Source organism: Wolbachia endosymbiont (group B) of Gerris lacustris, assembly GCF_964028355.1.
Classification (GTDB): domain Bacteria; phylum Pseudomonadota; class Alphaproteobacteria; order Rickettsiales; family Anaplasmataceae; genus Wolbachia.
In genome coordinates, this window is sequence record NZ_OZ034761.1 from 1085727 (window position 1) to 1110072 (window position 24346).

A 24346-nucleotide genomic window follows, 5' to 3' on the forward strand; every position below is an offset into this window, starting at 1 on the left:
ACAATGTTACATTAATTACTCTGTATTTACTAAGATATGGTAAATACTAATTTAAAGATAAATATGAAGAATTTAGTATAAAAATTGCTTATCAAAAATCCTCTCGTCTAATGAGCAATCTTTATCAAAAAGCAGAGTGACTGTGTTTTCGTGATCTTTCTGCATTTTTATCTGCGATATATCAGGAAATTCCTTGTAATCTGATACTACAAGTGCTGGACGATTTTCCACGTCGTTGATATCAATTTGCACTATTGTATCATTTGAGATTAGCGCTCCATTCCAACGCCTTGGGTAGTAGCTATTAATGGAAGTCAGTGCAAATAAATTTGAATTAAGTGGTAAGATTGGCCCGCCGGCAGAGAAGTTATATGCAGTGCTACCTGTTGGGGTAGACAATATAATTCCATCTCCTCTGAATTTTTCTACTTTTAGCTTATCATTAATGGTAATATTCATCTCCACTATTTGATTTGCATTTCTAAAGACATACACTTCATTTACTGCGATGTAACGGTGTTTTTTGCCACTTATGTCTGTGGCTTCCATTTTTAGTAAAGTTAGCTGAGTAGGAACTGCATGTTCTATATGATCAATTAGATCTTCAAAGCATTTATTCATTAAAAACCCGACATTACCGGTATTTATTCCATACACATGTGTATCTTTATTTCCTATGACGTAGTTGTGTAGGGTGCGTAGCATAAAACCATCGCCACCAACAACTATCAGCAGATCAACTTCAGACTTACTTTCTTCTGTTATATTGATAAAATTGAGTTTCTGTAGTAGTTTAGATACTTCCTGAGACTTGGGTAGCAAAGAAGCAATATAGCCTACATTTTTATATTTATACATGTTAAATTAAAGAGGGAAGGAACTAAAAAAGACTCCCGTATTTATCATTAAACTTAGCTATTTTACTATCCTTCTCCCCTGAACCGCTTGTCAAACTTCCAGTCCATGCAGGATGAGTAAGAGGATCTCTATCAAGCTTTATTCTTTGACCTTCTTTTCCATAAGTAGAATAAGTTTCAAACTCTTGACCATCTGTCATAACTATAGTAACTTTGTGATAATTGATTTCTGCCATTGTTCTTACAAATTTCTTACCAGCTAAGATTTTAGTGAATCTGGTTCATTTGGTCAATCATTATTGTGAAATATTGACAAAAAATAAATAAAGTAGTATTCTCAATGAAGAATGAAAAATTTTTTATGATTTTTGCTTTTCCTGGTCAGGGCTCCCAATTTGTAGGAATGGGAAAGAGCTTATATGATGAATTTTCAGTTGCAAGGAACGTATTTGATGAAGTAGATGACATATTGGGTAGAAAGCTGTCTCATTTGATTTTCAATGGCCCTATTGAGAAATTAACCATCACGGAAAACGCTCAGCCAGCTATAATGGCAGTGTCAATTGCAACGCTAAGTGTTATGAAGCACGTATTTGGTGAATCTCTTTACAGCGTTCAGTATGTTTGTGGGCATTCAGTTGGCGAGTATACAGCGCTATGTGCTGCAGGAGCATTGACGCTTGAGTCTGCAGTCAAGTTGCTAAAAGTTCGTAGCGAAGCAATGCATGAAGCTTCACTAAAATGCAAAGGTGGAATGTTTGCTCTACTTGGAGCAGAAATAAGTGAAGTAGAAGGTATATTAAAATCAGCTCAAATTGATTGTGAAATTGCAAACGATAATGGTGGTGGACAGGTAGTGGTGAGTGGTACTGCAGAGGCTCTTGAGGTCTTACCTGATTTATTCAAAAACTCAAGTGTCAAGAAAATGATAAAATTACAAGTTAGTGGGCCTTTTCATTCATCTTTTATGAAACCCGCTGATGAAAAACTTCTGGAATTTTTAAAAAGCATCAACATAACTCGCCCTTCGATTCCTTTTGTATCAAATGTTACAGCTAAGGAAGAAAGTGATCCAGAGATCATAAGAGCTTTGCTCGCTAAGCAAGTCATAAGCAGAGTGAGGTGGAGAGAAATGATTTTACATATGACAAGCCGTGGCACTAATAAATTCGTTGAAATTGGGCCTAATAAAGTTCTATCCAATTTAGTTAAAAGAATTGATAAATCCATCAGTACAAAAAGCATAGTTAGTATTAGTGATATTAATAGCTTCTTTGATGAATCATTAGTACTAACAGCGAAAAATTTAAAAGTTGGGTTAAATTCAAGCACGTCTATTTGATGTCATTCAAATAGCTGACGCACAACTGTACGAACATTATCTGTAGGAAGATGTCATTCCAGTGCTTGACACTGGTTTTTCATAATCATCAAAACGTTGTATTTAACATAAAGCAGCTACTTTTATACTCGTAAATTTAATAAAATTCCTGGATCCCAGTGTCAAGCACTGGGATGACACCGAATAGGCTACTTGGATAATACCGAAAGAGCTACTGGAACGACAAGGTGCTACTGAATTACACCTCTGGGCACTGCCGTCATAAATCTGCTACTTTTTAGATGAACAAAGATGATCAGCGCGTGACGCTGGAGTCCAGGAATCAAGAAGCCAGTGTCAAGCACTGAGATGACACCGAATGGGCTACCTAAACGACAAGGGGCTGTTTGAATAGCACCCTTCCGGTGTCTCAAACTACAACAGTTGTGAATAGAGAGTAATACGAAAAATTATACAATCAACGAACTACCTGTCATTTCATTTGGCTTTTTGAGTCCAAGTAGCTGTAAAATAGTGGGGGCAATATCAGATAATTTTCCATCTCTTAGTTTTAGATTATTACAAGATACAATGAATGGAACTTTATTTAGAGTGTGTGCTGTGTGAGGCGTGTTATTTTCTTCATCGAACATACATTCTACATTGCCATGGTCTGCTGTAATAATGAGTGCGGTGTTACCAACTTGTTCAGCAGTACTCAGCACTCTTGCAAGGCAATCATCTACAGCGAGTACTGCTTGCTCAGCCGCTTTTATATTACCTGTGTGTCCTACCATATCAGGGTTAGCATAGTTTACAACTATCAGCGCAAATTCTTGAGAATGAATTTTTTTTACAAGCTCTTCTGTGAGCTCAAAGGCTGACATTTCAGGCTGCAAATCATAAGTTTTAACTTTTGGTGAAGGAATTAGTATTCTTTCTTCACCGGAAAAAGGTTCTTCTCTTCCGCAATTAAAAAAGAAAGTCACATGCGCGTATTTCTCAGTTTCAGCAATGCGCAGTTGCCGTAATTTATTGTCTTCTATTATCTGTCCCAAAGTGTTGGCAAAAGATTCAGGAGGAAAGAGATAAGGGATTTTTAAATCCGCTTTGTATTGCATCATACTTAGAATTGAAGAAAATTTTGCTACCTTAGCGTAATCTGTTTTGCCTAGCAAAATACTTGCCAATTGTATCATTCGATCAGCACGAAAGTTAGCCAGTAGTAGTCCATCTTCTGGTTTTATACCTTGATAATCACCTATTACTGCGGGCCTGATAAATTCATCGGTTATATTATTTTGATAATTTTCATCAATGAGCGATACTGCATCATCATAACGAGGCGCCTTTGCAAATGCGATGGCTTCATAAGCTTCAATTGTTCTTTCCCACCTATTATCACGGTCCATAGCATAATAACGCCCAGAGATAGTGGAGATTCTTATATCATTTTCCTTTATGCTTTCTGTAAATTCTTGAATGCATCTTTTCCCTGAATTTGGCAGTGTGTCTCTGCCATCTAAAAATGCGTGTATTACAACTTTAATTCCGCGCTGTGATATCTTGTTTGCTAAAGCTGAAATGTGCTTTTGATGCGAATGAACACCGCCATCTGATATCAATCCCATTATATGGCATATGCCATTCTTACTTTTTAGATCATTAATAAAATTCTGTAGATTTGCATTATTTTCTATCGTTTCGATTTCTTGATTAATACGCTGAAGGCTTTGCATTACCACTCTACCACTGCCAATATTCATATGGCCAACTTCTGAATTGCCTATTTGGCCTTCTGGTAATCCAACATCAGTTCCACAGGCGGATAAACTGCATTTTGGATAATGAGAGCGAATATATTGCCAACAGAGTGGGTTTGCGTTGCTAATAGCATTGTATTTACTATTTTCTATTCCATTACCCCAGCCATCTAATATACATAAAACGACTGATTTAAAGTTCATATAAAAGGTATCATCGAAAACCTCCGATGATACCAAAAACAAACTCTTCTCACAACTTTTGTGTTAAAATTAAGAGATAGAAAAAGCTCCTTAGAGGTATGAGATTTTTCATAAAATATTTTATTAAAGTGATTGACAGTTGCTGAAGTGTTTACTAAAACACTTGCATAGCTTTAATAGTGAGGTCAAGTGAGTTGTAGCCAATATATAAAAGGTGATACTTTAGCAACATCAGGCGCTATAGTTAATACAAACAAGTTCGTAAATTTTTTTAAAAATAATACACAAATTACAAAGCTTATTTTACGATGTTCAAGCATTAATTGTGAAGTTGTAAAAGAATTAGCTAAGCTTTCACATCTTATACCAATTCCCGCTATACAAGCAACGAATAGACAATAATGGAAAAAAAGCCATACTGGAGTAAGTAAAATAGCGAGGTTTAGATGGCATTAAGATCAAAATTATTGGATGAAAAAGTGGTGGAATCAGCAAAAGAGATGCTGAAGAAAGTAAGAAATAATGCGTATGTTGCAAAAAAACTAAATGCTGTAATTGCAGCAAAAAAGCACAGTATAACAGCTGTAGCAAAAATATGTTGCATTTCGAGAAAGGCAATTACTACATGGATAAAGCACATAAAATTTGGAAGAGAAGAAAAATTATTTTCTCCACCTCAACGCCGTAGAAAAACTATATTGAACCAAAGTCAACTTGAACAAATTGAGGTGTGGATAGAGGAAAACCCCAATATTACTATTAGAGAAATGAGAATAAGAATCCAAGAAAGATTTGGTTTGAATATCAGCAAATCCACAATACATCGTAATATGCAAAGAATGAAATTCTCATATATCACACCAAGACCAGTTCATAGTGGACAGGATAAAAATAAGCAAGAGGAGTTTAAAAAAAAACCTCAATGAAACTATTGTCATGCATTCTGAAAAAGAGCTATTTTTCTTCGATGAATCACGGTTTGGTACACATTCAAAAGTTGGACATGGGTGGTTTAAAAAAGGCAGTAGGACACAGGTTAAGGTAAAATTAGGTAGGGAAAATTTTTATCTCTATAGTGCAGTTAATCCCAGAAATGGAGAGAATTTTAGCTTATTTGCACCAAACGTCAACACTGCTTGTATAAATATATTCCTTGAACAGATGTCGCAATATTTAGGAATACGAAAGGCTTTTCTCGTGATGGATTGCGCTAGTTGGCATAAGTCAAAAAGTTTAAAGATACCTAAAAATATCGAAATTATATACCTACCACCATACTCACCTGACCTCAATCCTGTTGAGAGGTTTTGGTTATATATAAAACAGAACATTTTGCGCAATAAAATCTACGATACAATTGTTCTGCTTGAGAGCGCTTTGTGTAAATTTATTACCTCTCTTTCCCCTTCCACGGTTAAACAACTCTGCAATGCTTCTTATTTGGTTCATTAATAATGAGAGTTGGTATTACTTTACTTGATCTAAGTTGCAGTTATGTTGGTACAGAAGGTGCGAAGATTTTAGCAAGCGGGAATCTTATAAATCTTACTTCACTTGATTTAGGTGGGAATGGAATCGATGATGAGGGTGCAGAGGCTTTAGCAAGTGGAAATCTTACAAGTCTTACTGAGCTTAAATTATATGATAATAAAATTGGCGATAGAGGTGCGAAAGCTTTAGCGAGTGGAAATCTTAAGAATCTTGGTTCACTTAGTTTAGGATGGAATGAAATCGGTGACGAAGGTACAGAGGCTTTAGCGAGTGGAAATCTTATAAACCTTATTACACTTAAAGTATATGATAACAGCATTAATTATAAAGGTGCAAAGACTTTAGCTAATGAAAATTTGGTGCGTCTTACTTCGCTTATTTACAATTATTGCAGTATTGATAGCACGTTGCCTAAAAATGTCCTGCCTTCACTACGAAGTAGGTGTAATAAAAGAAAAATAGGGGAAGAGCAAGGTAGTAAGCTAAGTGAGGTACAGGCATCTTTGCATTTTGAAAGTAAAGGTTTTAAAGCTATATAACTCCACACGTTTTGTCTGTTTAAGGGACAGAGAAAAGGTAGTGAATTCTGGGCTAAAAGTGAAATTTACAGATTGTATAAAACAATGCTCCCCGGGCCGGATTCGAACCAGCGACCAATTGGTTAACAGCCAACTGCTCTACCACTGAGCTACCGAGGAATAAACCGTCTTCAACCTATCACATTGAGCGTCGATTGTAAACGATTTTTATCTAGACTTTAAACCCAACTGATCATGTTCTGCTAGCTTTCCCTTAGTTATAGCACTGTTATACTTATTTTTAGAGTAAAAAACTCAGTTTGGCGGCGGCTCTTTTAATTTTTTCTGTGTTCAGCCAAATCGCGCTTGTTATACCAACTCTCATTATTAATGAACCAAATAAGAAGCATTGCAGAGTTGTTTAACCGTGGAAGGGGAAAGAGAGGTAATAAATTTACACAAAGCGCTCTCAAGCAGAACAATTGTATCGTAGATTTTATTGCGCAAAATGTTCTGTTTTATATATAACCAAAACCTCTCAACAGGATTGAGGTCAGGTGAGTATGGTGGTAGGTATATAATTTCGATATTTTTAGGTATCTTTAAACTTTTTGACTTATGCCAACTAGCGCAATCCATCACGAGAAAAGCCTTTCGTATTCCTAAATATTGCGACATCTGTTCAAGGAATATATTTATACAAGCAGTGTTGACGTTTGGTGCAAATAAGCTAAAATTCTCTCCATTTCTGGGATTAACTGCACTATAGAGATAAAAATTTTCCCTACCTAATTTTACCTTAACCTGTGTCCTACTGCCTTTTTTAAACCACCCATGTCCAACTTTTGAATGTGTACCAAACCGTGATTCATCGAAGAAAAATAGCTCTTTTTCAGAATGCATGACAATAGTTTCATTGAGGTTTTTTTTTAAACTCCTCTTGCTTATTTTTATCCTGTCCACTATGAACTGGTCTTGGTGTGATATATGAGAATTTCATTCTTTGCATATTACGATGTATTGTGGATTTGCTGATATTCAAACCAAATCTTTCTTGGATTCTTATTCTCATTTCTCTAATAGTAATATTGGGGTTTTCCTCTATCCACACCTCAATTTGTTCAAGTTGACTTTGGTTCAATATAGTTTTTCTACGGCGTTGAGGTGGAGAAAATAATTTTTCTTTTCTTCCAAATTTTATGTGCTTTATCCATGTAGTAATTGCCTTTCTCGAAATGCAACATATTTTTGCTACAGCTGTTATACTGTGCTTTTTTGCTGCAATTACAGCATTTAGTTTTTTTGCAACATACGCATTATTTCTTACTTTCTTCAGCATCTCTTTTGCTGATTCCACCACTTTTTCATCCAATAATTTTGATCTTAATGCCATCTAAACCTCGCTATTTTACTTACTCCAGTATGGCTTTTTTTCCATTATTGTCTATTCGTTGCTTGTATAGCGGGAATTGGTATAAGAAGGTAAGGAATGGTATTTAAATTAAAATTTTAAACATTCTTAAAGTAATGCTTTAGATACTTCAAGGTAAAACTTTTAAAGTAATACTTGAGTATTTTTAGATATTAATCTGGAGGTTCAACAGGCACTTTTTTATGCTGTTTCAGAAGAGCAAAAATTGCATTTTCTCTTGCTGAAAGCTTGTGTTTTTCATATTTTCCATAATATACATTATGTAATTTTCAATACTAACAAAAATATCCGCAGTTTTTTTTGTTCTCAATTATATATATTAGTATTTTATGCATTTTGCTGAGTTATTCACAATGCTGTGAGCACCACCAATAAAACTAAATTCATTCCTTTCTTATACCAATTCCCGCTATACAAGCAACGAATAGACAATAATGGAAAAAAAGCCATACTGGAGTAAGTAAAATAGCGAGGTTTAGATGGCATTAAGATCAAAATTATTGGATGAAAAAGTGGTGGAATCAGCAAAAGAGATGCTGAAGAAAGTAAGAAATAATGCGTATGTTGCAAAAAAACTAAATGCTGTAATTGCAGCAAAAAAGCACAGTATAACAGCTGTAGCAAAAATATGTTGCATTTCGAGAAAGGCAATTACTACATGGATAAAGCACATAAAATTTGGAAGAGAAGAAAAATTATTTTCTCCACCTCAACGCCGTAGAAAAACTATATTGAACCAAAGTCAACTTGAACAAATTGAGGTGTGGATAGAGGAAAACCCCAATATTACCAAACCGTGATTCATCGAAGAAAAATAGCTCTTTTTCAGAATGCATGACAATAGTTTCATTGAGGTTTTTTTTTAAACTCCTCTTGCTTATTTTTATCCTGTCCACTATGAACTGGTCTTGGTGTGATATATGAGAATTTCATTCTTTGCATATTACGATGTATTGTGGATTTGCTGATATTCAAACCAAATCTTTCTTGGATTCTTATTCTCATTTCTCTAATAGTAATATTGGGGTTTTCCTCTATCCACACCTCAATTTGTTCAAGTTGACTTTGGTTCAATATAGTTTTTCTACGGCGTTGAGGTGGAGAAAATAATTTTTCTTCTCTTCCAAATTTTATGTGCTTTATCCATGTAGTAATTGCCTTTCTCGAAATGCAACATATTTTTGCTACAGCTGTTATACTGTGCTTTTTTGCTGCAATTACAGCATTTAGTTTTTTTGCAACATACGCATTATTTCTTACTTTCTTCAGCATCTCTTTTGCTGATTCCACCACTTTTTCATCCAATAATTTTGATCTTAATGCCATCTAAACCTCGCTATTTTACTTACTCCAGTATGGCTTTTTTTCCATTATTGTCTATTCGTTGCTTGTATAGCGGGAATTGGTATTAGCACCAGAATTCATTTTTCATGACCCATACTTCCTTAGAACCTGTACATGATCTCAAGAAAGGAATAAACTAAGAGATAATGTATATAAGTTAGGATATATGAGGAGTGTATACCCAAGTGATATAAGTCGGGAAAGATTTGAGATTATATTACCAGATCTAGAATCCTGTAGAAAAAAAACAAAACCAAGAAAACTGGATTTATATGAGTTATTTTGCGGTGTACTTTATGTGCTAAAAAGTGGCTGTCAGTGGCGAATGCTACCAAAAGAGTTTCCAAAATGGCGCAATTGTTACGATTACTTCAAGAGATGGAGTAAAAAACCGAATGAAGATAGAGAAAGTGTTCTAGAAATTGTCTTAAAAAAAATTAGTTGGAGAGGTTCGTTTCAACAGTGGTCGGAATACAAAAACAAGCTTCTGCATCATTGATGCTCAAAGTGTAAAAAACACCGATATTGCTGAAGAAAAAGGTTATGATGCCGGCAAGAAAATTTCAGGAATAAAGCGTCATATTGCAGTAGATACGCAAGGTTTGCCACATGCAATTTATATTACTACAGCTAATATCGGAGATCGTACTGCTGCTGTAGAGATGATTTGTAACGCAAGAAAAAATCTTTCCGAAGTTCAAAATATACTAGTTGATGCAGGTTATACAGGAGAAAATTTTGCAACTCAAATAAAAACGACTATTGGTGCAACCGTTGAAGTAATAAAACGAAGTGAATTACATACCTTTGTTGTATTGCCAAAAAGGTGGGTTGTAGAGCGTTCTTTTGCTTGGCTGGAAAAGTGTAGACGGTTATGGAAAAATTGCGAGCGTAAACTCAATACTAGACTACAAATGGTCGTTCTAGCTTTTACTGCCTTGCTCCTCAAAAGATTATGAACAGGCTCTTAGACGTAACAGTTTCCATTTTTTTCCATTCATAGAGGGGTGATCATGCTGCGTTCAGATATTCCAGAAGTTTTATTTTCGTCTATTAAAGAGGGTGATCCTTACAGAGCATCTAAGCTTTTTCAAATTGAACGCTGGTGCTATGCAAATTGGCGTCTACACCAAAAAAGTGGCCGGAAAGGACGTAATTTTCTTGCACAGGTATTGTCTAGTGAGGATTGTTGGAAAAAAGTAGACAATTCACACGGAGTTAAGCTTGACAGACAAGTGGTAGGTAAAAAATTGATTGTGCAAAATTCAAATAATCCTTTTAGTAGTGATAAAAGATATGAGATTGCTTGTCGTTATTGCCTGGAAGAAGATATTATTGCTTTATTTGAAGAGAGAAAAAGTAAACTATTAGCTCAAGGTAAGAACAGTCTGTTGGAGTATGGTCACTTAGTTAAGACTCTAGGAGGCAACCTTTTAATAGTTTTTTGGTCACATTTTATAAGCGGTTATATCTCTAAATTAAATTTAGATGGCTGTCATCCATATGAGTACGGGCTTAAATGTGCTATGAGTTTTAAGCAGGAACAGGCAGTGGAATTCTTCTGGAATAAAATAAAATCATTACCTGAAAGTGAGATGAGTGAACAGAAAAAGGATGAAATCTTCATGAAGACAGCAGTATATGCAGCAGGTAGTCGTTGTAATAGTTATCCTGAAATATTCGAGTTTTGTTTTAGTCAAATCAGTCCTGATAAATATCCAGAACTTTTAAAAAGAGACTTAGCTGAAAATGGTTATTATGGTAGTCTAAACACGCTACAGGGTGCACTTCGCTTTGATCAATTTCAAAGATTGTTTGATTGCTTAAGTCCAAATGATGTTCCAGAAGATAAGTATCATATATGGTTAATATTTATAGAAATAGAAAAATACTCAGAATGTTATGCAAATGCAGGTGTTAGGCTTTTTATGCACATGTGGACAAAGGAGGGGTTTGATAATCATCGTGCTTTGGTGTTAAGAGAAGAGATGAGCAATTCTGGTTTGCAAGGAAATTTATTGGTACCATTAGTGAAAAAAAATTGCATGGAAGTAGTGTGGTCCGTATTAAATAAAGCTAATCTTGATCAAATCAAAGAATTTATGGATTCTAGGCAAGCGGAGTATATACGATCTGTGTTAGAGAAAAGAGATATTGATTCACTAAATAAATTTTTATCATACGGTAAGTCTACAGCTGAAGAGCTTACTAGCTTAACTGGGGTAAAATTAAGCAAAGCATGTGAGCAATTAGGATTGGGCAATTAAGGTGTTATAAGGCAATTCTATAAAGTAGGTGGTGATTTCTTGTCACTACTTTAGCTTTCATTGAAAAGGTGTTGCATTACAATACAGATGTTATATATTCAAGTTGGTATGCAGGTAAAAACAGCTCATATTGTTGATATCTCTGATAATAGATAGTGGGTTTGGTATAATGTAATAAAGGGGAGTTTATGTTAAAGACACAATATCCAACAAATCATCTTAAAAAAGAAGGTGTTGATTCAAAGATTACTGAATTATCGGATGAAATACAGTATATAGAGCAAGCTAGAGAATTTTCTCAACTTAAGCGTTATCGGAGATCTGATGTTGATTCCGAAAGTGGAAGTCGGATTAAGAGAATCGATGTTCCAGGAGACGGTAGTTGCTTGTTTTGGTCTGTTACTATGGCTTACTTAATACCCGTCAGAAACGACGATGATTTATTTCGACAAAGGTATGAAGTGCTATTTGGAAATGAAAGAGCTGTAATTCAAAATTTAGATCGTATTAGGAATTTGGTAAGCAATTTAGGTGCTGCAAATTATGATGACACATTTGCAAACTTAGTAAGAAATGTATTTCGCAATCGAGTAGTTGATCATATAAGTTCTCATAGAAACGAGTTTAGAGGTTTTATTGAGGGCAATTTTGAGAGTTACTTAGAGAACATGCGGAAACTTAATGCTTGGGGAGGTGAGCCTGAAATAAGAGCAATGAGTGGAATGCTCAGAGCAACGATTAGTGTTTCTGGTGCAACTGAAAGTCGATATGAAAATGGAAATATTCAAATACAGCTATTTCATGTTGGTGCTCCAGGCAACCGAAATCATTATAATTTTGGTCTTGAAAGGAATATTATCTCTAATAATAAAGAGCTTGCGAAAGGTTTAAAAAAAGTCATGGGTAAGGGAAGGCCACAAGATTTTGAATTAATACAGTTATTAATAGAGGAAGCAGATAAAGAAGTTGATATAAGCAGGCAAGATGAGGATTTTGAATCTTTTGAAACGAGATTTCAGTCATTTGTGGATCAGATTCCATCTTATTTACACTCTGTAGAAAAAGCAGGATTTTTTACTCACTTCTTCTTAGGAAGCTTTTCTACTTTGCTGGATACAGAAATTGCAGAAAAGTTAAATATTAAAAAGATTTATTTTAGTTTTGATACTTCGAAAACTTTAAAAGTAGCTATTGTCAAAAATGGTCAAATTGGAAATGCTGAAGACGCGATTAATAATATAGATTTATTTTCCATTTCAGAAGGTAAGCGTGGCCATCAGTTTACTGTTAATGAGTTGGAGAGCATATTAAGAAATAATATAGATAGGAGTAAGATTAGAGATCGGAACGTTGAGCAAAATATTAAGAATGAAATTCAAGATAGAATAAAATCTAGATTAGTACAAATCTATAAAGGAAAAGATGGTGTTTTTGTTAATATGGAAGTTAAAGAAATACTTGATTCTCCTGCTAGTAAAGAATTTCATGAAATAGAAAAAGGAGTATGGAGTAATCCAGAAGGTGATATAGCAAAGCTTGCTATTTCCGATGATCAAGCAGTCAAAGTTTCTTTAAAGAAAATTCTGGATAGAGTTAATGCGATTCACTCAAGATATGAAAACTCATTAACCTATGATAGTAGTGCACGTGAAGCAGCACATCATGGATTTATGGTAGGCGTTTTCATGAATTTTCACTATAGGTATAATCTTAGAGTTTACTCAGAGCAATTTGCAGGAAGGGGTTACGCAGACATTATCTTGTTAGCTCGTGGTCCTGACCGTTCATTAGATTCTATTCCTATTATTATTGAATTAAAAGCAGGGGCAGCTACTCCAGATAAGGCTTTACAGCAAGCAGAAAAGTATGCACAAGGGTTTCAACCAAATGTTCAGCGAGTTTTAACTACTGCAGATGAAATTTTATGTGTTGGTGTCAATTTTGATAATCCATCTCCTATCTCTGATATTAAAGTATCAAATCGTGGAGAAGAAATAATTCCTCTTTTTCAAGATATATTAGAATCTACTAATACCAATTCCCGCTATACAAGCAACGAATAGACAATAATGGAAAAAAAGCCATACTGGAGTAAGTAAAATAGCGAGGTTTAGATGGCATTAAGATCAAAATTATTGGATGAAAAAGTGGTGGAATCAGCAAAAGAGATGCTGAAGAAAGTAAGAAATAATGCGTATGTTGCAAAAAAACTAAATGCTGTAATTGCAGCAAAAAAGCACAGTATAACAGCTGTAGCAAAAATATGTTGCATTTCGAGAAAGGCAATTACTACATGGATAAAGCACATAAAATTTGGAAGAGAAGAAAAATTATTTTCTCCACCTCAACGCCGTAGAAAAACTATATTGAACCAAAGTCAACTTGAACAAATTGAGGTGTGGATAGAGGAAAACCCCAATATTACTATTAGAGAAATGAGAATAAGAATCCAAGAAAGATTTGGTTTGAATATCAGCAAATCCACAATACATCGTAATATGCAAAGAATGAAATTCTCATATATCACACCAAGACCAGTTCATAGTGGACAGGATAAAAATAAGCAAGAGGAGTTTAAAAAAAAACCTCAATGAAACTATTGTCATGCATTCTGAAAAAGAGCTATTTTTCTTCGATGAATCACGGTTTGGTACACATTCAAAAGTTGGACATGGGTGGTTTAAAAAAGGCAGCAGGACACAGGTTAAGGTAAAATTAGGTAGGGAAAATTTTTATCTCTATAGTGCAGTTAATCCCAGAAATGGAGAGAATTTTAGCTTATTTGCACCAAACGTCAACACTGCTTGTATAAATATATTCCTTGAACAGATGTCGCAATATTTAGGAATACGAAAGGCTTTTCTCGTGATGGATTGCGCTAGTTGGCATAAGTCAAAAAGTTTAAAGATACCTAAAAATATCGAAATTATATACCTACCACCATACTCACCTGACCTCAATCCTGTTGAGAGGTTTTGGTTATATATAAAACAGAACATTTTGCGCAATAAAATCTACGATACAATTGTTCTGCTTGAGAGCGCTTTGTGTAATTTTATTACCTCTCTTTCCCCTTCCACGGTTAAACAACTCTGCAATGCTTCTTATTTGGTTCATTAATAATGAGAGTTGGTATTAGATCACTATCATTAAGTCTCTCAATAGCTAGATAGTCTCTAACTTTTGGACGTCTAACGGTAAGTTCTGAGACAGAAATTCTATCAACTGTTATTGGGTTATTAAGTGTTATAGCTTGCATGTTCCTCCTTAAAAATTAATTAAATAAAAGTCTATATCGGCTTTTACATAACTAATTTTTTTACTATAGTTTTTGTGTTTGATTAACGATCCTTTATACTAAATTTCTCAATGGGAGTGTTAAATAAACTGTGTCAAGCCGCATTTTTAGTTCAACTCAATTTTCAGTCTGTTGGGAAAGAAAATGTCAAGCTGAGACATAGTTAATGCCCAATTAGGCAAAGCTGTAGTCCACTTTTGCTCTACCTTTTTTATAGCACAATATACCTGTTTGTACAAGGCATTTGTATTAGTAAATGAGCCCTTAGTTTTAGTAAATTTCCTAATTTGTCTATGCAATCCCTCAATTGGATTGGTGGTGTAAATCAGCTTCCTAACTGGTCCAGAATACTTAAAATAACCAGACAAATTTTCCCAATTGTTTTGCCATGATTTTGTAACCAAGGGATATTTTTCACTCCATTTTTCTTCCAGCTCAAGCAAATAATTCTCAGCAATCTCTTTACTTGAAGCACGATATATTTTTTTCAAATCATTTATGAAAACTTTTACATCTTTGCTAGATACATACTTCAGTGAATTCCTTATCTGATGCACTATGCATAGCTGTACTTCTGCTTTAGGAAATACACTATTTATAGCGGTAGGAAAGCTTTTTAGCCCATCAATACAGGCAATTAGAATATCTTCTACTCCTCTTTCTTTGAGGTCATTTAGTACTCCCAACCAGAAGTTAGCTCCTTCACTTTCAGCCAAATAAAAACCTAATACTTCTTTTCTGCCATTTTGATTTATGCCCAATATATTATACATACATTTACTTATGCAATGTCCGTCCTCCTTGACCTTAAAAAACATGCCATCCATAAATACTATTGGATACACTGATTGCAGTGGGCGGCTGCGCCATTCATTGATTACTGGTAGCAGTTTATCGGTAATACTAGATATCTCTGCTGCTGATATTTTGTGGTCATATATTTCCTCAACATGTGAAGCTATATCTCTGTATCCCATGCCACTGGCATATGTGCTTAAGACCTTTGCTTCAAGTTCTGGATGTAGGCTTGTTTGCCTTTTTTTGACTATTTGTGGTTCAAAGCTTCCCTCCCTATCTCTTGGTGTTAGCAGCTCAAATGAGCCTGCACTCGTGCGTAAAGTTTTTGCGTTTCTCCCATTTCTTCGGTTATTTTCTTCACTTTCAGCTGACATGTAGCTTTCTATTTCACCTTCCAGACTTGCCTCTAGCAACCTTTTTATAAACGGTGTTAATGCTCCATCTCTTCCTGTCAATGGTCTTCCTTCTCGTATAGATGACAGGATATTTGTTTCTAATTCTTTATAATCTACCAAACCAGTAGTTCTATTTGCTTGACTCATATCAAACCTCCATTTTTTATATCAATTTATTACTTTTTTTTCGGTTTGACACACTTTTTTGAACGTTCCCTTCTCAATATAAAGATGATAGTAGGGGTTATTTTTCCTCAACTTGAATTAATTCTTGAACTTCATCGACAGAAAGACCTGTACACTTGACAATAGTGCTAATATCAACATTATTAGTCAACATCGCCCTTGCAACTTCAATCTTTCCTTCAATCTTTCCTTCAATCTTTCCTTCAATCTTTCCTTCAATCTTTCCTTCAATCTTTCCTTCAATCTTTCCTTCAATCTTTCCTTCAATCTTTCCTTCAATCTTTCCTTCAATCTTTCCTTCAATCTTTCCTTCTTTTTTGGCATCATCAAGTTTTTGAGCAAGAACAGCTTGTTCATCACGAATACGCTTGACCTCTTGTTCGTAGGCTATAAATTCTTTTTCTGACCAGTTGAACCTATTTAGCTCTTCATAAGCTTTTTTGATTATTACGTCATTTCCTATTATCCTTTCCAGCTCTTCTTCACCTGTTTCGTCAGCGTGCTTAAAAAAATATACCCACTTCTCAACTATATTTGAAAGCTGATCTTCTTTAGTTTTGGGAAATTTAGGCAATTCAATAAATACAAAGTAAAAATCTTTTAGATCATGTTCATTAGTATCTTCATCGCGAATAGTGTGCTTTGATTTATACTCAGACTTATCAGGAAACAGTATACAATCTGCTATAGCAATAAAAATAATTTCCTTAAGATCATGGTATTGATCACCCTTGTCAGCTTGTCTTGAATAGGCTTTAGCAGCATAGTACTGAGCTCGTTTTTCAAAGCCTTTGGTTTTAGCGACCTGCATCTCAATTATCCATTGTACTCCTGTTGAATCTCTACATAGCACATCAACAATACTTTGTTTTTTAGATGCAATATCAGGATCTTGAATAGTACTTAAAAATTCTATATCCTGTATTGCATTTTTGCCAGTAAAGCTCAAAATATCATTTAGAAAGTGAATGAGGATATCTTTATTCTTTTCAGTACCAAAGATACGGCGAAATGCTATATCATTTTTAGGGTCGAGAAATTTAGATAAAGCCATAGCAAAAATTCCTAAAAACCGTTAATAATTATACAGTATTATTAGTAATTTTTCAATAAAAAAGTGGTTGTATGAAAAAGCATCCATCTATTCCATTAAATCCCTAGAAGGGAGTGTTAAATAAACTGTGTCAAGCTGCATTTTTAGTTCAACTCAATTTTCAGTCTGTTGGGAAAGAAAATGTCAAGCTGAGACATAGTTAATGTCCAATTAGGCAAAGCTGTAGTCCACTTTTGCTCTACCTTTTTTATAGCACAATATACCTGTTTGTACAAGGCATTTGTATTAGTAAATGAGCCCTTAGTTTTAGTAAATTTCCTAATTTGTCTATGCAATCCCTCAATTGGATTGGTGGTGTAAATCAGCTTCCTAACTGGTCCAGAATACTTAAAATAACCAGACAAATTTTCCCAATTGTTTTGCCATGATTTTGTAACCAAGGGATATTTTTCACTCCATTTTTCTTCCAGCTCAAGCAAATAATTCTCAGCAATCTCTTTACTTGAAGCACGATATATTTTTTTCAAATCATTTATGAAAACTTTTACATCTTTGCTAGATACATACTTCAGTGAATTCCTTATCTGATGCACTATGCATAGCTGTACTTCTGCTTTAGGAAATACACTATTTATAGCGGTAGGAAAGCTTTTTATACCAATTCCCGCTATACAAGCAACGAATAGACAATAATGGAAAAAAAGCCATACTGGAGTAAGTAAAATAGCGAGGTTTAGATGGCATTAAGATCAAAATTATTGGATGAAAAAGTGGTGGAATCAGCAAAAGAGATGCTGAAGAAAGTAAGAAATAATGCGTATGTTGCAAAAAAACTAAATGCTGTAATTGCAGCAAAAAAGCACAGTATAACAGCTGTAGCAAAAATATGTTGCATTTCGAGAAAGGCAATTACTACATGGATAAAGCACATAAAATTTGGAAGAGAAGAAAAATTATTTTCTCCACCTCAATGCCGTAGAAAAACTATATTGAACCAAAGTCAACTTGAACAAATTGAGGTGTGGATGGAGGAAAACCCCAATATTACTATTAGAGAAATGAGAATAAGAATCCAAGAAAGATTTGGTTTGAATATCAGCAAATCCACAATACATCGTAATATGCAAAGAATGAAATTCTCATATATCACACCAAGACCAGTTCATAGTGGACAGGATAAAAATAAGCAAGAGGAGTTTAAAAAAAAACCTCAATGAAACTATTGTCATGCATTCTGAAAAAGAGCTATTTTTCTTCGATGAATCACGGTTTGGTACACATTCAAAAGTTGGACATGGGTGGTTTAAAAAAGGCAGTAGGACACAGGTTAAGGTAAAATTAGGTAGGGAAAATTTTTATCTCTATAGTGCAGTTAATCCCAGAAATGGAGAGAATTTTAGCTTATTTGCACCAAACGTCAACACTGCTTGTATAAATATATTCCTTGAACAGATGTCGCAATATTTAGGAATACGAAAGGCTTTTCTCGTGATGGATTGCGCTAGTTGGCATAAGTCAAAAAGTTTAAAGATACCTAAAAATATCGAAATTATATACCTACCACCATACTCACCTGACCTCAATCCTGTTGAGAGGTTTTGGTTATATATAAAACAGAACATTTTGCGCAATAAAATCTACGATACAATTGTTCTGCTTGAGAGCGCTTTGTGTAAATTTATTACCTCTCTTTCCCCTTCCACGGTTAAACAACTCTGCAATGCTTCTTATTTGGTTCATTAATAATGAGAGTTGGTATTAGCCCATCAATACAGGCAATTAGAATATCTTCTACTCCTCTTTCTTTGAGGTCATTTAGTACTCCCAACCAGAAGTTAGCTCCTTCACTTTCAGCCAAATAAAAACCTAATACTTCTTTTCTGCCATTTTGATTTATGCCCAATATATTATACATACATTTACTTATGCAATGTCCGTCCTCCTTGACCTTAAAAAACATGCCATCCATAAATACTATTGGATACACTGATTGCAGTGGGCGGCTGCGCCATTCATTGATTACTGGTAGCAGTTTATCGGTAATACTAGATATCTCTGCTGCTGATATTTTGTGGTCATATATTTCCTCAACATGTGAAGCTATATCTCTGTATCCCATGCCACTGGCATATGTGCTTAAGACCTTTGCTTCAAGTTCTGGATGTAGGCTTGTTTGCCTTTTTTTGACTATTTGTGGTTCAAAGCTTCCCTCCCTATCTCTTGGTGTTAGCAGCTCAAATGAGCCTGCACTCGTGCGTAAAGTTTTTGCGTTTCTCCCATTTCTTCGGTTATTTTCTTCACTTTCAGCTGACATGTAGCTTTCTATTTCACCTTCCAGACTTGCCTCTAGCAACCTTTTTATAAACGGTGTTAATGCTCCATCTCTTCCTGTCAATGGTCTTCCTTCTCGTATAGATGACAGGATATTTGTTTCTAATTCTTTATAATCTACCAAACCAGTAGTTCTATTTGCTTGACTCATATCAAACCTCCATTTTTTATATCAATTTATTACTTTTTTTTCGGTTTGACACACTTTTTTGAACGTTCCCCTTTCATCTCTTTTTAAAATTTTCGAGGTCGTTTCTTTGCCATATTGACCTTATCCCGCTAGCAGATATTAGAATTCCTTTTTTCTTTAACTCATTAGCTGCTCTTTCTTGTCCATATGCTGGAAACTCTACTGCTATTTTAACTACTGCTTCTTCTGTATCCTTTGGTACTCTATTGGCAAGTAATGGTTTGCTTTTGTTTATCTCATATAATGCTTTTTCCCCTCCCGTTTCATACAGCTCTTTGAAGCGGTAAAATGTATCCCTTGAATATCCCATTACTTTACACGCCTGTGATACATTTCCTAATTGCTTTGCAAGTTCTAGCAACCCCAACTTTGGTTTTAGTATTTTTTCTTGTGTTTTACTCATATCTGACACTCCTTTAAAATTTATTTATATTTTTATCTTACTTTATTAATCTGTCAGATTAAGTCTAAACTATTACATGCTGAAAAGCCTATATTTACCCTTACATACTCTATCAGCTTTTCTTGGCTATCCATTACTGGGCCTCTCTTTAATCCTTCTCTGAGTGCTCTTTTATAAGCTTCTTTAACACATTCAATTGCTGCAGCTGCATGTTCGGTCATTCCTTCTATCATTTTCAGATCATCGATTTCTCGTCCCAAAATTTCTCCTATTCCTGGGCAATTATCCATTAAAGTTTTAGTAACATCTTGTGCTTGCTTTCTGTCATGAACTGCTCCTTAGAAGCACTGACACTATCTCACGATCAAATAGAGCACTTCCTCCTCCACTCTGTAATACTCTCTCTATTTCTTCTGTAAGTTTTTTACCATTATTCATAAAATATACTCCTCGTTAATAACAAATTGTTTTTAAATGTTTACTGCTGTTTTTTATCAGCATTGGCATAGAGCCATAGCTTTCGAGTGAAGTCAAATCAATTTTTCAATCTTTTTTACTTATTTTTTTATGAGTAAGTTAAAATCCTAATAGATACTTATTTTTATCTAATTGAAAGATTAGTTCTTCATGTAAAAAAATTGTTGTTAATCAATTATTTTAGAAATAACATCAGTAGAAAAACCTAACTGAAGTAAATTATTTGCAACTTTCATTTTCTCTATTTTATCAATCTTCTCTTTGTAAATTTGCTTTCTTTGCAATAAAAATTCTACCCATATATTTAGCTCATCTCGTGATTCTTGATGATTAATTTTTCTATATTCTCTTACCAAACCTAATAACTCATTTTCTGCTTCACCATCATTTTCTTTGTATTCCTTTATCAGATCTTCAGCATTCACTAATAATTCTCTTGCTATTTCCCATAACCTTTCACTTAAAAGAGTAACGTTACCTTGTTCATAGTGATGTATCTGTGAGGGACCTACATCTAGCTTTTTTGCTAATTCTTCTTGCGTATAGCCTCTGATTATTCTCCACTTTTTTATCTCTTGTCCTCTATTTGGCTCGTATCTCTCTTTATCAGCATATTCTTCAGTTGATAAGCCCGTTGCTCGATAGATAATGTCATTATCAAACTCTGCCTTAACTAGATTCTTTGCAATTCTTATTCTTGCTGCTTTTATATTACTTTCTTCCTCAGTTCGGATAGATTTGGTTAATGCATAAATTGCTTTGTGTCCTCCTGTTTTTTCTATGAAATTATACATTTCCTGGGTCTTGGCTTTGTCGAAACAACTATCTTCTTTTAGTACTTTTCGTCTTGGAAAGAGATTTCTAATAGGAATTGATAATGCATTTGCTATCACTTTTAGCCTTTCAATTGGAATGCCACATGTTCCTTGCTCGTATCTTAGCAACGTGTGGTAATTTATGCTTGTTTTGTCTACTAAGTCTTTCAGAGTATATTTTCGCTTTAACCTCCAGCTCCTTACTTTTTGCGCTATTTGGTACCTTATGGAAACAGTAGTATGCTTTGCCATACAGAAATAGATATTATATAGGTTAATACTATCAAATAAAGATATACAAAAACTTCTATGTTTGAATTTTAGTTGAATATTTCTTCAAAATTGTGTATAATTATTAATGCTTTTTAGGTTAATTTATCATGGCTTTTTCTAAATTTCTTGATGCACGCAATGATTATGCCTTTAAAAGAATATTTGGCACTGAAAAGAATAAAGATATCCTCATTCATTTCTTGAACGATATTTTAGGCTTTACTGGTTTAGCTGCTATTCACGATGTTGAATTCTTAGCTACCATTTTGGACCCTGAAATTGCCGCTAAAAAGCAGAGTATTGTCGATGTTCTTTGTAAAGACTCTCAAGGCTCCAGGTACATAATAGAGATGCAGTTCACTAAGACTAAAGGCTTCGAAAAGCGTGCTCAATATTATGCTGCTAAAGCCTACTCAAGTCAAGCTGATCAAGGTGATAATTATCATAATCTCAAGGAAATTATCTTCATAGCTGTTGCTGATTGTATTATTTTTCCAGATAAGGCTGAGTACAAATCTAATCATGTCATTTTAGATCAAAATAGCTTTGAACATGACTTAAAGGATTTTTACTTCGTATTCATAGAACTACCAAAATTTACAAAGACAAAAGAAGATCAACTAGAAAATATAGTAGAAAAATGGTGTTATTTTTTCCGATATGCAGCAGAAACAAACGAAGAAGACCTAGATAAAATAGTTGGTAGTGACGTAATAATAAAACGAGCTTATGAAGAGATGAATAAGTTTAATTGGTCAGAAGAAGAGTTACTAGCATATGAACAAATGAAGAAACGCATAATGGATGAGATTGCTGCTTTCGCTCAAAAATTTGATGAGGGTCTTAAAGTTGGTCAAGAAAAAGGTAGACAAGAAGGCATCCAAATCGGCCATCAAAAAGGTAAAGCGGAAGGTATTAAAATTGGTGCGGAAAAAGGTAGGGAAGAGGGTGAACAACAAGCTAAAATAGCTGTAGCCAAAAACCTACTTAAGGCTGGCATTTCTATTGATGTTATTTCCCAGACAACTGGCCTTCCTCAGGCTGATATTACACAACTCAAAGAAAAAACATAATATCCCTACTTATTCACTTTAACATTTATGAAAACCTTCTCTAAGTTAGAAATATCCCCTAATTAAGAGTCTAATGAACTGTCTAAAATAGCTATAAAAATAGCACAAAGAATTATATAAATTACTATCATAACGTTACTCAAACTTCTATATCAAAGCTACGTGCTGTAAGTTCAATACATAATTTTTAGTTGATATAAGCTGCTAACAATACTATCATTAGCATTGTTAATATATGAGGTTAAAAATGAGCACTTCTAAAGCTTCGTCTCCATTAAAGTATTCTATTGCCACTTTCTTGCTATGTACATCTGCACTTACAACTGGAATATTTATTTACCCTGTAAGTTTAGCAATTTTGAATGCTACTACGATACCACTGCTTTTTGTGGCAATTGCTTCTGTATCTGCAATAATTGCATTAAGTTCAACAGTATACCTTGTCAAATCAGCTGCAATAAATAATAAAAATACGTGTAATCTTCTTGAAGAGAAACCACATGGTAATGATACTAGCACACCATCTTTGCCTACTTTGAACTCTATTACTAATAATGACATTAGCACAAAAACACCGGAAAAGATGTCTGCTCTTCAAGTACCACAAGTTAGTGTACCAGCTCCTCCACCTTTTCCAAATCAAGGTGTGAGTGTACCACCACCGCCTCCTTTCCCAACTGAAGGTTTGAATAATTGGAAGCTACAAAAAGATAGCGCTGTTAGTAAAGAATTTCTTGATAGTGGTTCATTAAAAAATTCCTCTTTTACTAAACCTAAGGACCACAGTAAAGGGTTACAGGAGGAATTGAAAAAATGTCTAGAGAAGAGGAGAAAAAAAAGTGAGCATCTATCGAATGTGGAAATAAAAGAAGATAATACTGAGCTCAAAACACAAAAAGAATATGCTATAAGAGTTGGTAGCAAATTAGAGGAGAGAAAGAAGCAGAATAGGGATGAAGATATTCTTGCATCTCTTTATGAAAAAATAAATGATATAAGGAAATGTGCTTCATTCTCAAGTAGTGAAAGCGAACATTCTGGAAATGAATCTGGTTGGAGTGATGATTATCAAGATATTCAATCAAGCAAAAAAAAAGAAAGAAAAAAACTCATAGAGACACAAAAATCTATGCCATCAACCACTACTTCCTCTAAAATAGAACCCAATAGTGCACCATTTATACCATCTCCTCCGCCTCTTCCAAATCAAGATGTGAGTGTACCACCACCGCCTCCTTTCCCAACTGAAGGTTTGAATAATTGGAAGCTACAAAAAGATAGCGCTGTTAGTAAAGAATTTCTTGATAGTGGTTCATTAAAAAATTCCTCTTTTACTAAACCTAAGGACCACAATGAAGGGTTACAGGAGGAATTGAAAAAATGTCTAGAGAAGAGGAGAAAAAAAAGTGAACATCTATCGAATGTGGAAATAAAAGATAATACTGAGCTCAAAACACAAGAAGAGTATATCGAAAGGGTAGAGAAACAACAAGAAGAGAAAAATCAGGTGGAAAGTCAGAAAGATCATGACTTCATTCGTAGTATAATTTTAGAGCATATTTTTTCATCTATAAAGTTTACTGATACAAAAAAAGGGGACAATAGTGGACAGTCCTCTGGTTATTCCTCTGATTTAGAAGAAGCTCAACCTCCAAAATCAAAAAATGTACGACTATTGCCAACAACTGTGATGAAAATTGATAATGTAGATCCAATAAATAGTGAAGCAAAAAAACCATCTTTATGGAAAAAACTTTTTAAGAAACCCAAAAAGAAAGCAGAGCAGAAAACACCGGAGTGCATTAGTAAAGTATAAGGTAAGGGGAGATTTTCCTCTTTTTGACCATAAAAGTTAA

General features: G+C 34.4%; 20 protein-coding genes, 1 tRNA gene and 6 pseudogenes. 11 read left to right on the forward strand and 16 right to left on the reverse strand.

Features of this window, described 5'->3' with window-relative positions:
- Positions 1-72: 72 nt before the first annotated feature.
- Together ABWU62_RS05520 and rpmE are read right to left on the reverse strand one after the other, a co-directional pair.
- Complete coding sequence (locus ABWU62_RS05520) at positions 73-858, reverse strand: NAD kinase (protein ID WP_353287780.1); 786 nt, start codon at positions 856-858, stop codon at positions 73-75.
- A gap of 22 nt (positions 859-880) precedes the next feature.
- Positions 881-1093, reverse strand: a complete 213-nt coding sequence (gene rpmE / locus ABWU62_RS05525; protein WP_353287781.1) for a 50S ribosomal protein L31 — start codon at positions 1091-1093, stop codon at positions 881-883.
- A gap of 125 nt (positions 1094-1218) precedes the next feature.
- Here rpmE and fabD point away from each other — a divergent pair, with 125 nt between their 5' ends.
- Entirely contained in the window at positions 1219-2199 is a 981-nt protein-coding gene (fabD, locus tag ABWU62_RS05530; RefSeq protein WP_353288180.1) for an ACP S-malonyltransferase, read from the forward strand.
- Positions 2200-2648: 449 nt separating this feature from the next.
- Here the strand turns inward: fabD and gpmI are convergent, their stop codons facing one another.
- On the reverse strand, positions 2649-4145 hold the full coding sequence (gene gpmI / locus ABWU62_RS05535; RefSeq protein ID WP_353287782.1) for a 2,3-bisphosphoglycerate-independent phosphoglycerate mutase: 1497 nt from the start codon (positions 4143-4145) through the stop codon (positions 2649-2651).
- A gap of 446 nt (positions 4146-4591) precedes the next feature.
- On the opposite strand from gpmI, the gene ABWU62_RS05540 reads away from it, so the two are divergent.
- Together ABWU62_RS05540 and ABWU62_RS05545 are read left to right on the forward strand one after the other, a co-directional pair.
- Positions 4592-5597 (forward strand): IS630 family transposase gene (locus ABWU62_RS05540; protein WP_353287090.1). Its coding sequence is split into 2 segments (ribosomal slippage): positions 4592-5053 and positions 5055-5597, totalling 1005 coding nucleotides; the frame shifts between segments, so codons are not numbered across the junction.
- A 2-nt stretch (positions 5598-5599) separates the two neighbouring features.
- Entirely contained in the window at positions 5600-6175 is a 576-nt protein-coding gene (locus ABWU62_RS05545; RefSeq protein WP_353287783.1) for a hypothetical protein, read from the forward strand.
- Positions 6176-6262: 87 nt separating this feature from the next.
- Here the strand turns inward: ABWU62_RS05545 and ABWU62_RS05550 are convergent.
- The 3 genes from ABWU62_RS05550 to ABWU62_RS05560 form a co-directional block, all read right to left on the reverse strand.
- Positions 6263-6334 (reverse strand) — tRNA-Asn (locus ABWU62_RS05550).
- A 207-nt stretch (positions 6335-6541) separates the two neighbouring features.
- Positions 6542-7547, reverse strand: a protein-coding gene (locus ABWU62_RS05555) for an IS630 family transposase (RefSeq protein WP_353287112.1) whose coding sequence is annotated in 2 segments (ribosomal slippage) — positions 6542-7084 and positions 7086-7547 — 1005 coding nt in all. Because the reading frame shifts where the segments join, the coding sequence is not laid out codon by codon here.
- A 387-nt stretch (positions 7548-7934) separates the two neighbouring features.
- A complete protein-coding gene (locus ABWU62_RS05560; RefSeq protein ID WP_353287784.1) occupies positions 7935-8072 on the reverse strand; it encodes a hypothetical protein in 138 nt (45 codons plus the stop codon).
- Between ABWU62_RS05560 and ABWU62_RS05565 the strand changes: the two are divergent.
- Positions 8066-8377: pseudogene (locus ABWU62_RS05565) on the forward strand (IS630 family transposase); the annotation flags it as partial. The gene ABWU62_RS05560 and the pseudogene ABWU62_RS05565 overlap by 7 nt on opposite strands.
- On the opposite strand, the pseudogene ABWU62_RS05570 reads toward ABWU62_RS05565, so the two are convergent.
- Positions 8375-8912: pseudogene (locus tag ABWU62_RS05570) on the reverse strand (IS630 family transposase); the annotation flags it as partial. The pseudogenes ABWU62_RS05565 and ABWU62_RS05570 overlap by 3 nt on opposite strands.
- 184 nt (positions 8913-9096) lie before the next feature.
- Here ABWU62_RS05570 and ABWU62_RS05575 point away from each other — a divergent pair.
- From ABWU62_RS05575 to ABWU62_RS05590, 4 genes are all read left to right on the forward strand, one after another.
- A protein-coding gene (locus ABWU62_RS05575) for an IS5 family transposase (RefSeq protein ID WP_353287093.1) occupies positions 9097-9889 on the forward strand; the annotation gives its coding sequence in 2 pieces (ribosomal slippage) (positions 9097-9360 and positions 9362-9889; 792 coding nt in all).
- 54 nt (positions 9890-9943) lie between these two features.
- Positions 9944-11197: a hypothetical protein gene (locus tag ABWU62_RS05580; protein ID WP_353287785.1), complete on the forward strand. Its 1254-nt coding sequence runs from the start codon at positions 9944-9946 to the stop codon at positions 11195-11197.
- Positions 11198-11385: 188 nt separating this feature from the next.
- Positions 11386-13260, forward strand: coding sequence for an OTU domain-containing protein (locus ABWU62_RS05585; RefSeq protein WP_353287786.1), 1875 nt, complete (start codon positions 11386-11388; stop codon positions 13258-13260).
- Positions 13261-13311: 51 nt separating this feature from the next.
- A protein-coding gene (locus ABWU62_RS05590) for an IS630 family transposase (RefSeq protein WP_353287306.1) occupies positions 13312-14317 on the forward strand; the annotation gives its coding sequence in 2 pieces (ribosomal slippage) (positions 13312-13773 and positions 13775-14317; 1005 coding nt in all).
- 16 nt (positions 14318-14333) lie between these two features.
- Here ABWU62_RS05590 and ABWU62_RS05595 read toward each other — a convergent pair.
- From ABWU62_RS05595 to ABWU62_RS05610, 4 genes and pseudogenes are all read right to left on the reverse strand, one after another.
- Positions 14334-14456 (reverse strand): annotated as a pseudogene (locus ABWU62_RS05595) (phage tail assembly protein); the annotation flags it as partial.
- Positions 14457-14602: 146 nt separating this feature from the next.
- Positions 14603-15835 (reverse strand): IS256 family transposase, encoded by a 1233-nt coding sequence (locus ABWU62_RS05600; RefSeq protein WP_353287648.1) that lies wholly within the window; start codon positions 15833-15835, stop codon positions 14603-14605.
- 97 nt (positions 15836-15932) lie between these two features.
- Positions 15933-16928 (reverse strand): Rpn family recombination-promoting nuclease/putative transposase, encoded by a 996-nt coding sequence (locus ABWU62_RS05605; protein WP_353287787.1) that lies wholly within the window; start codon positions 16926-16928, stop codon positions 15933-15935.
- A 143-nt stretch (positions 16929-17071) separates the two neighbouring features.
- Positions 17072-17587 (reverse strand): annotated as a pseudogene (locus tag ABWU62_RS05610) (transposase); the annotation flags it as partial.
- A gap of 78 nt (positions 17588-17665) precedes the next feature.
- On the opposite strand from ABWU62_RS05610, the gene ABWU62_RS05615 reads away from it, so the two are divergent.
- Positions 17666-18671, forward strand: a protein-coding gene (locus tag ABWU62_RS05615) for an IS630 family transposase (RefSeq protein WP_353287261.1) whose coding sequence is annotated in 2 segments (ribosomal slippage) — positions 17666-18127 and positions 18129-18671 — 1005 coding nt in all. Because the reading frame shifts where the segments join, the coding sequence is not laid out codon by codon here.
- A 16-nt stretch (positions 18672-18687) separates the two neighbouring features.
- Here the strand turns inward: ABWU62_RS05615 and ABWU62_RS05620 are convergent.
- The 4 genes and pseudogenes from ABWU62_RS05620 to ABWU62_RS05635 form a co-directional block, all read right to left on the reverse strand.
- Positions 18688-19410: pseudogene (locus ABWU62_RS05620) on the reverse strand (IS256 family transposase); the annotation flags it as partial.
- Between the two features lie 76 nt (positions 19411-19486).
- Positions 19487-19852, reverse strand: a pseudogene (locus ABWU62_RS05625) (helix-turn-helix domain-containing protein); the annotation flags it as partial.
- Positions 19853-19905: 53 nt separating this feature from the next.
- Complete coding sequence (locus ABWU62_RS05630; protein ID WP_353287788.1) at positions 19906-20142, reverse strand: hypothetical protein; 237 nt, start codon at positions 20140-20142, stop codon at positions 19906-19908.
- A gap of 354 nt (positions 20143-20496) precedes the next feature.
- Positions 20497-21396 (reverse strand): helix-turn-helix domain-containing protein, encoded by a 900-nt coding sequence (locus ABWU62_RS05635; RefSeq protein WP_353287789.1) that lies wholly within the window; start codon positions 21394-21396, stop codon positions 20497-20499.
- Between the two features lie 128 nt (positions 21397-21524).
- On the opposite strand from ABWU62_RS05635, the gene ABWU62_RS05640 reads away from it, so the two are divergent.
- A complete protein-coding gene (locus ABWU62_RS05640) occupies positions 21525-22490 on the forward strand; it encodes an Rpn family recombination-promoting nuclease/putative transposase (protein ID WP_353287790.1) in 966 nt (321 codons plus the stop codon).
- Between the two features lie 336 nt (positions 22491-22826).
- On the opposite strand, the gene ABWU62_RS05645 is transcribed toward ABWU62_RS05640, so the two are convergent.
- Positions 22827-23051: a hypothetical protein gene (locus ABWU62_RS05645; RefSeq protein ID WP_353287791.1), complete on the reverse strand. Its 225-nt coding sequence runs from the start codon at positions 23049-23051 to the stop codon at positions 22827-22829.
- Positions 23052-23346: 295 nt separating this feature from the next.
- Here ABWU62_RS05645 and ABWU62_RS05650 point away from each other — a divergent pair, with 295 nt between their 5' ends.
- The gene (locus tag ABWU62_RS05650; RefSeq protein ID WP_353287792.1) at positions 23347-24306 is read left to right on the forward strand and encodes a hypothetical protein; all 960 of its coding nucleotides are present in this window, start codon (positions 23347-23349) and stop codon (positions 24304-24306) included.
- Positions 24307-24346: the final 40 nt, after the last annotated feature.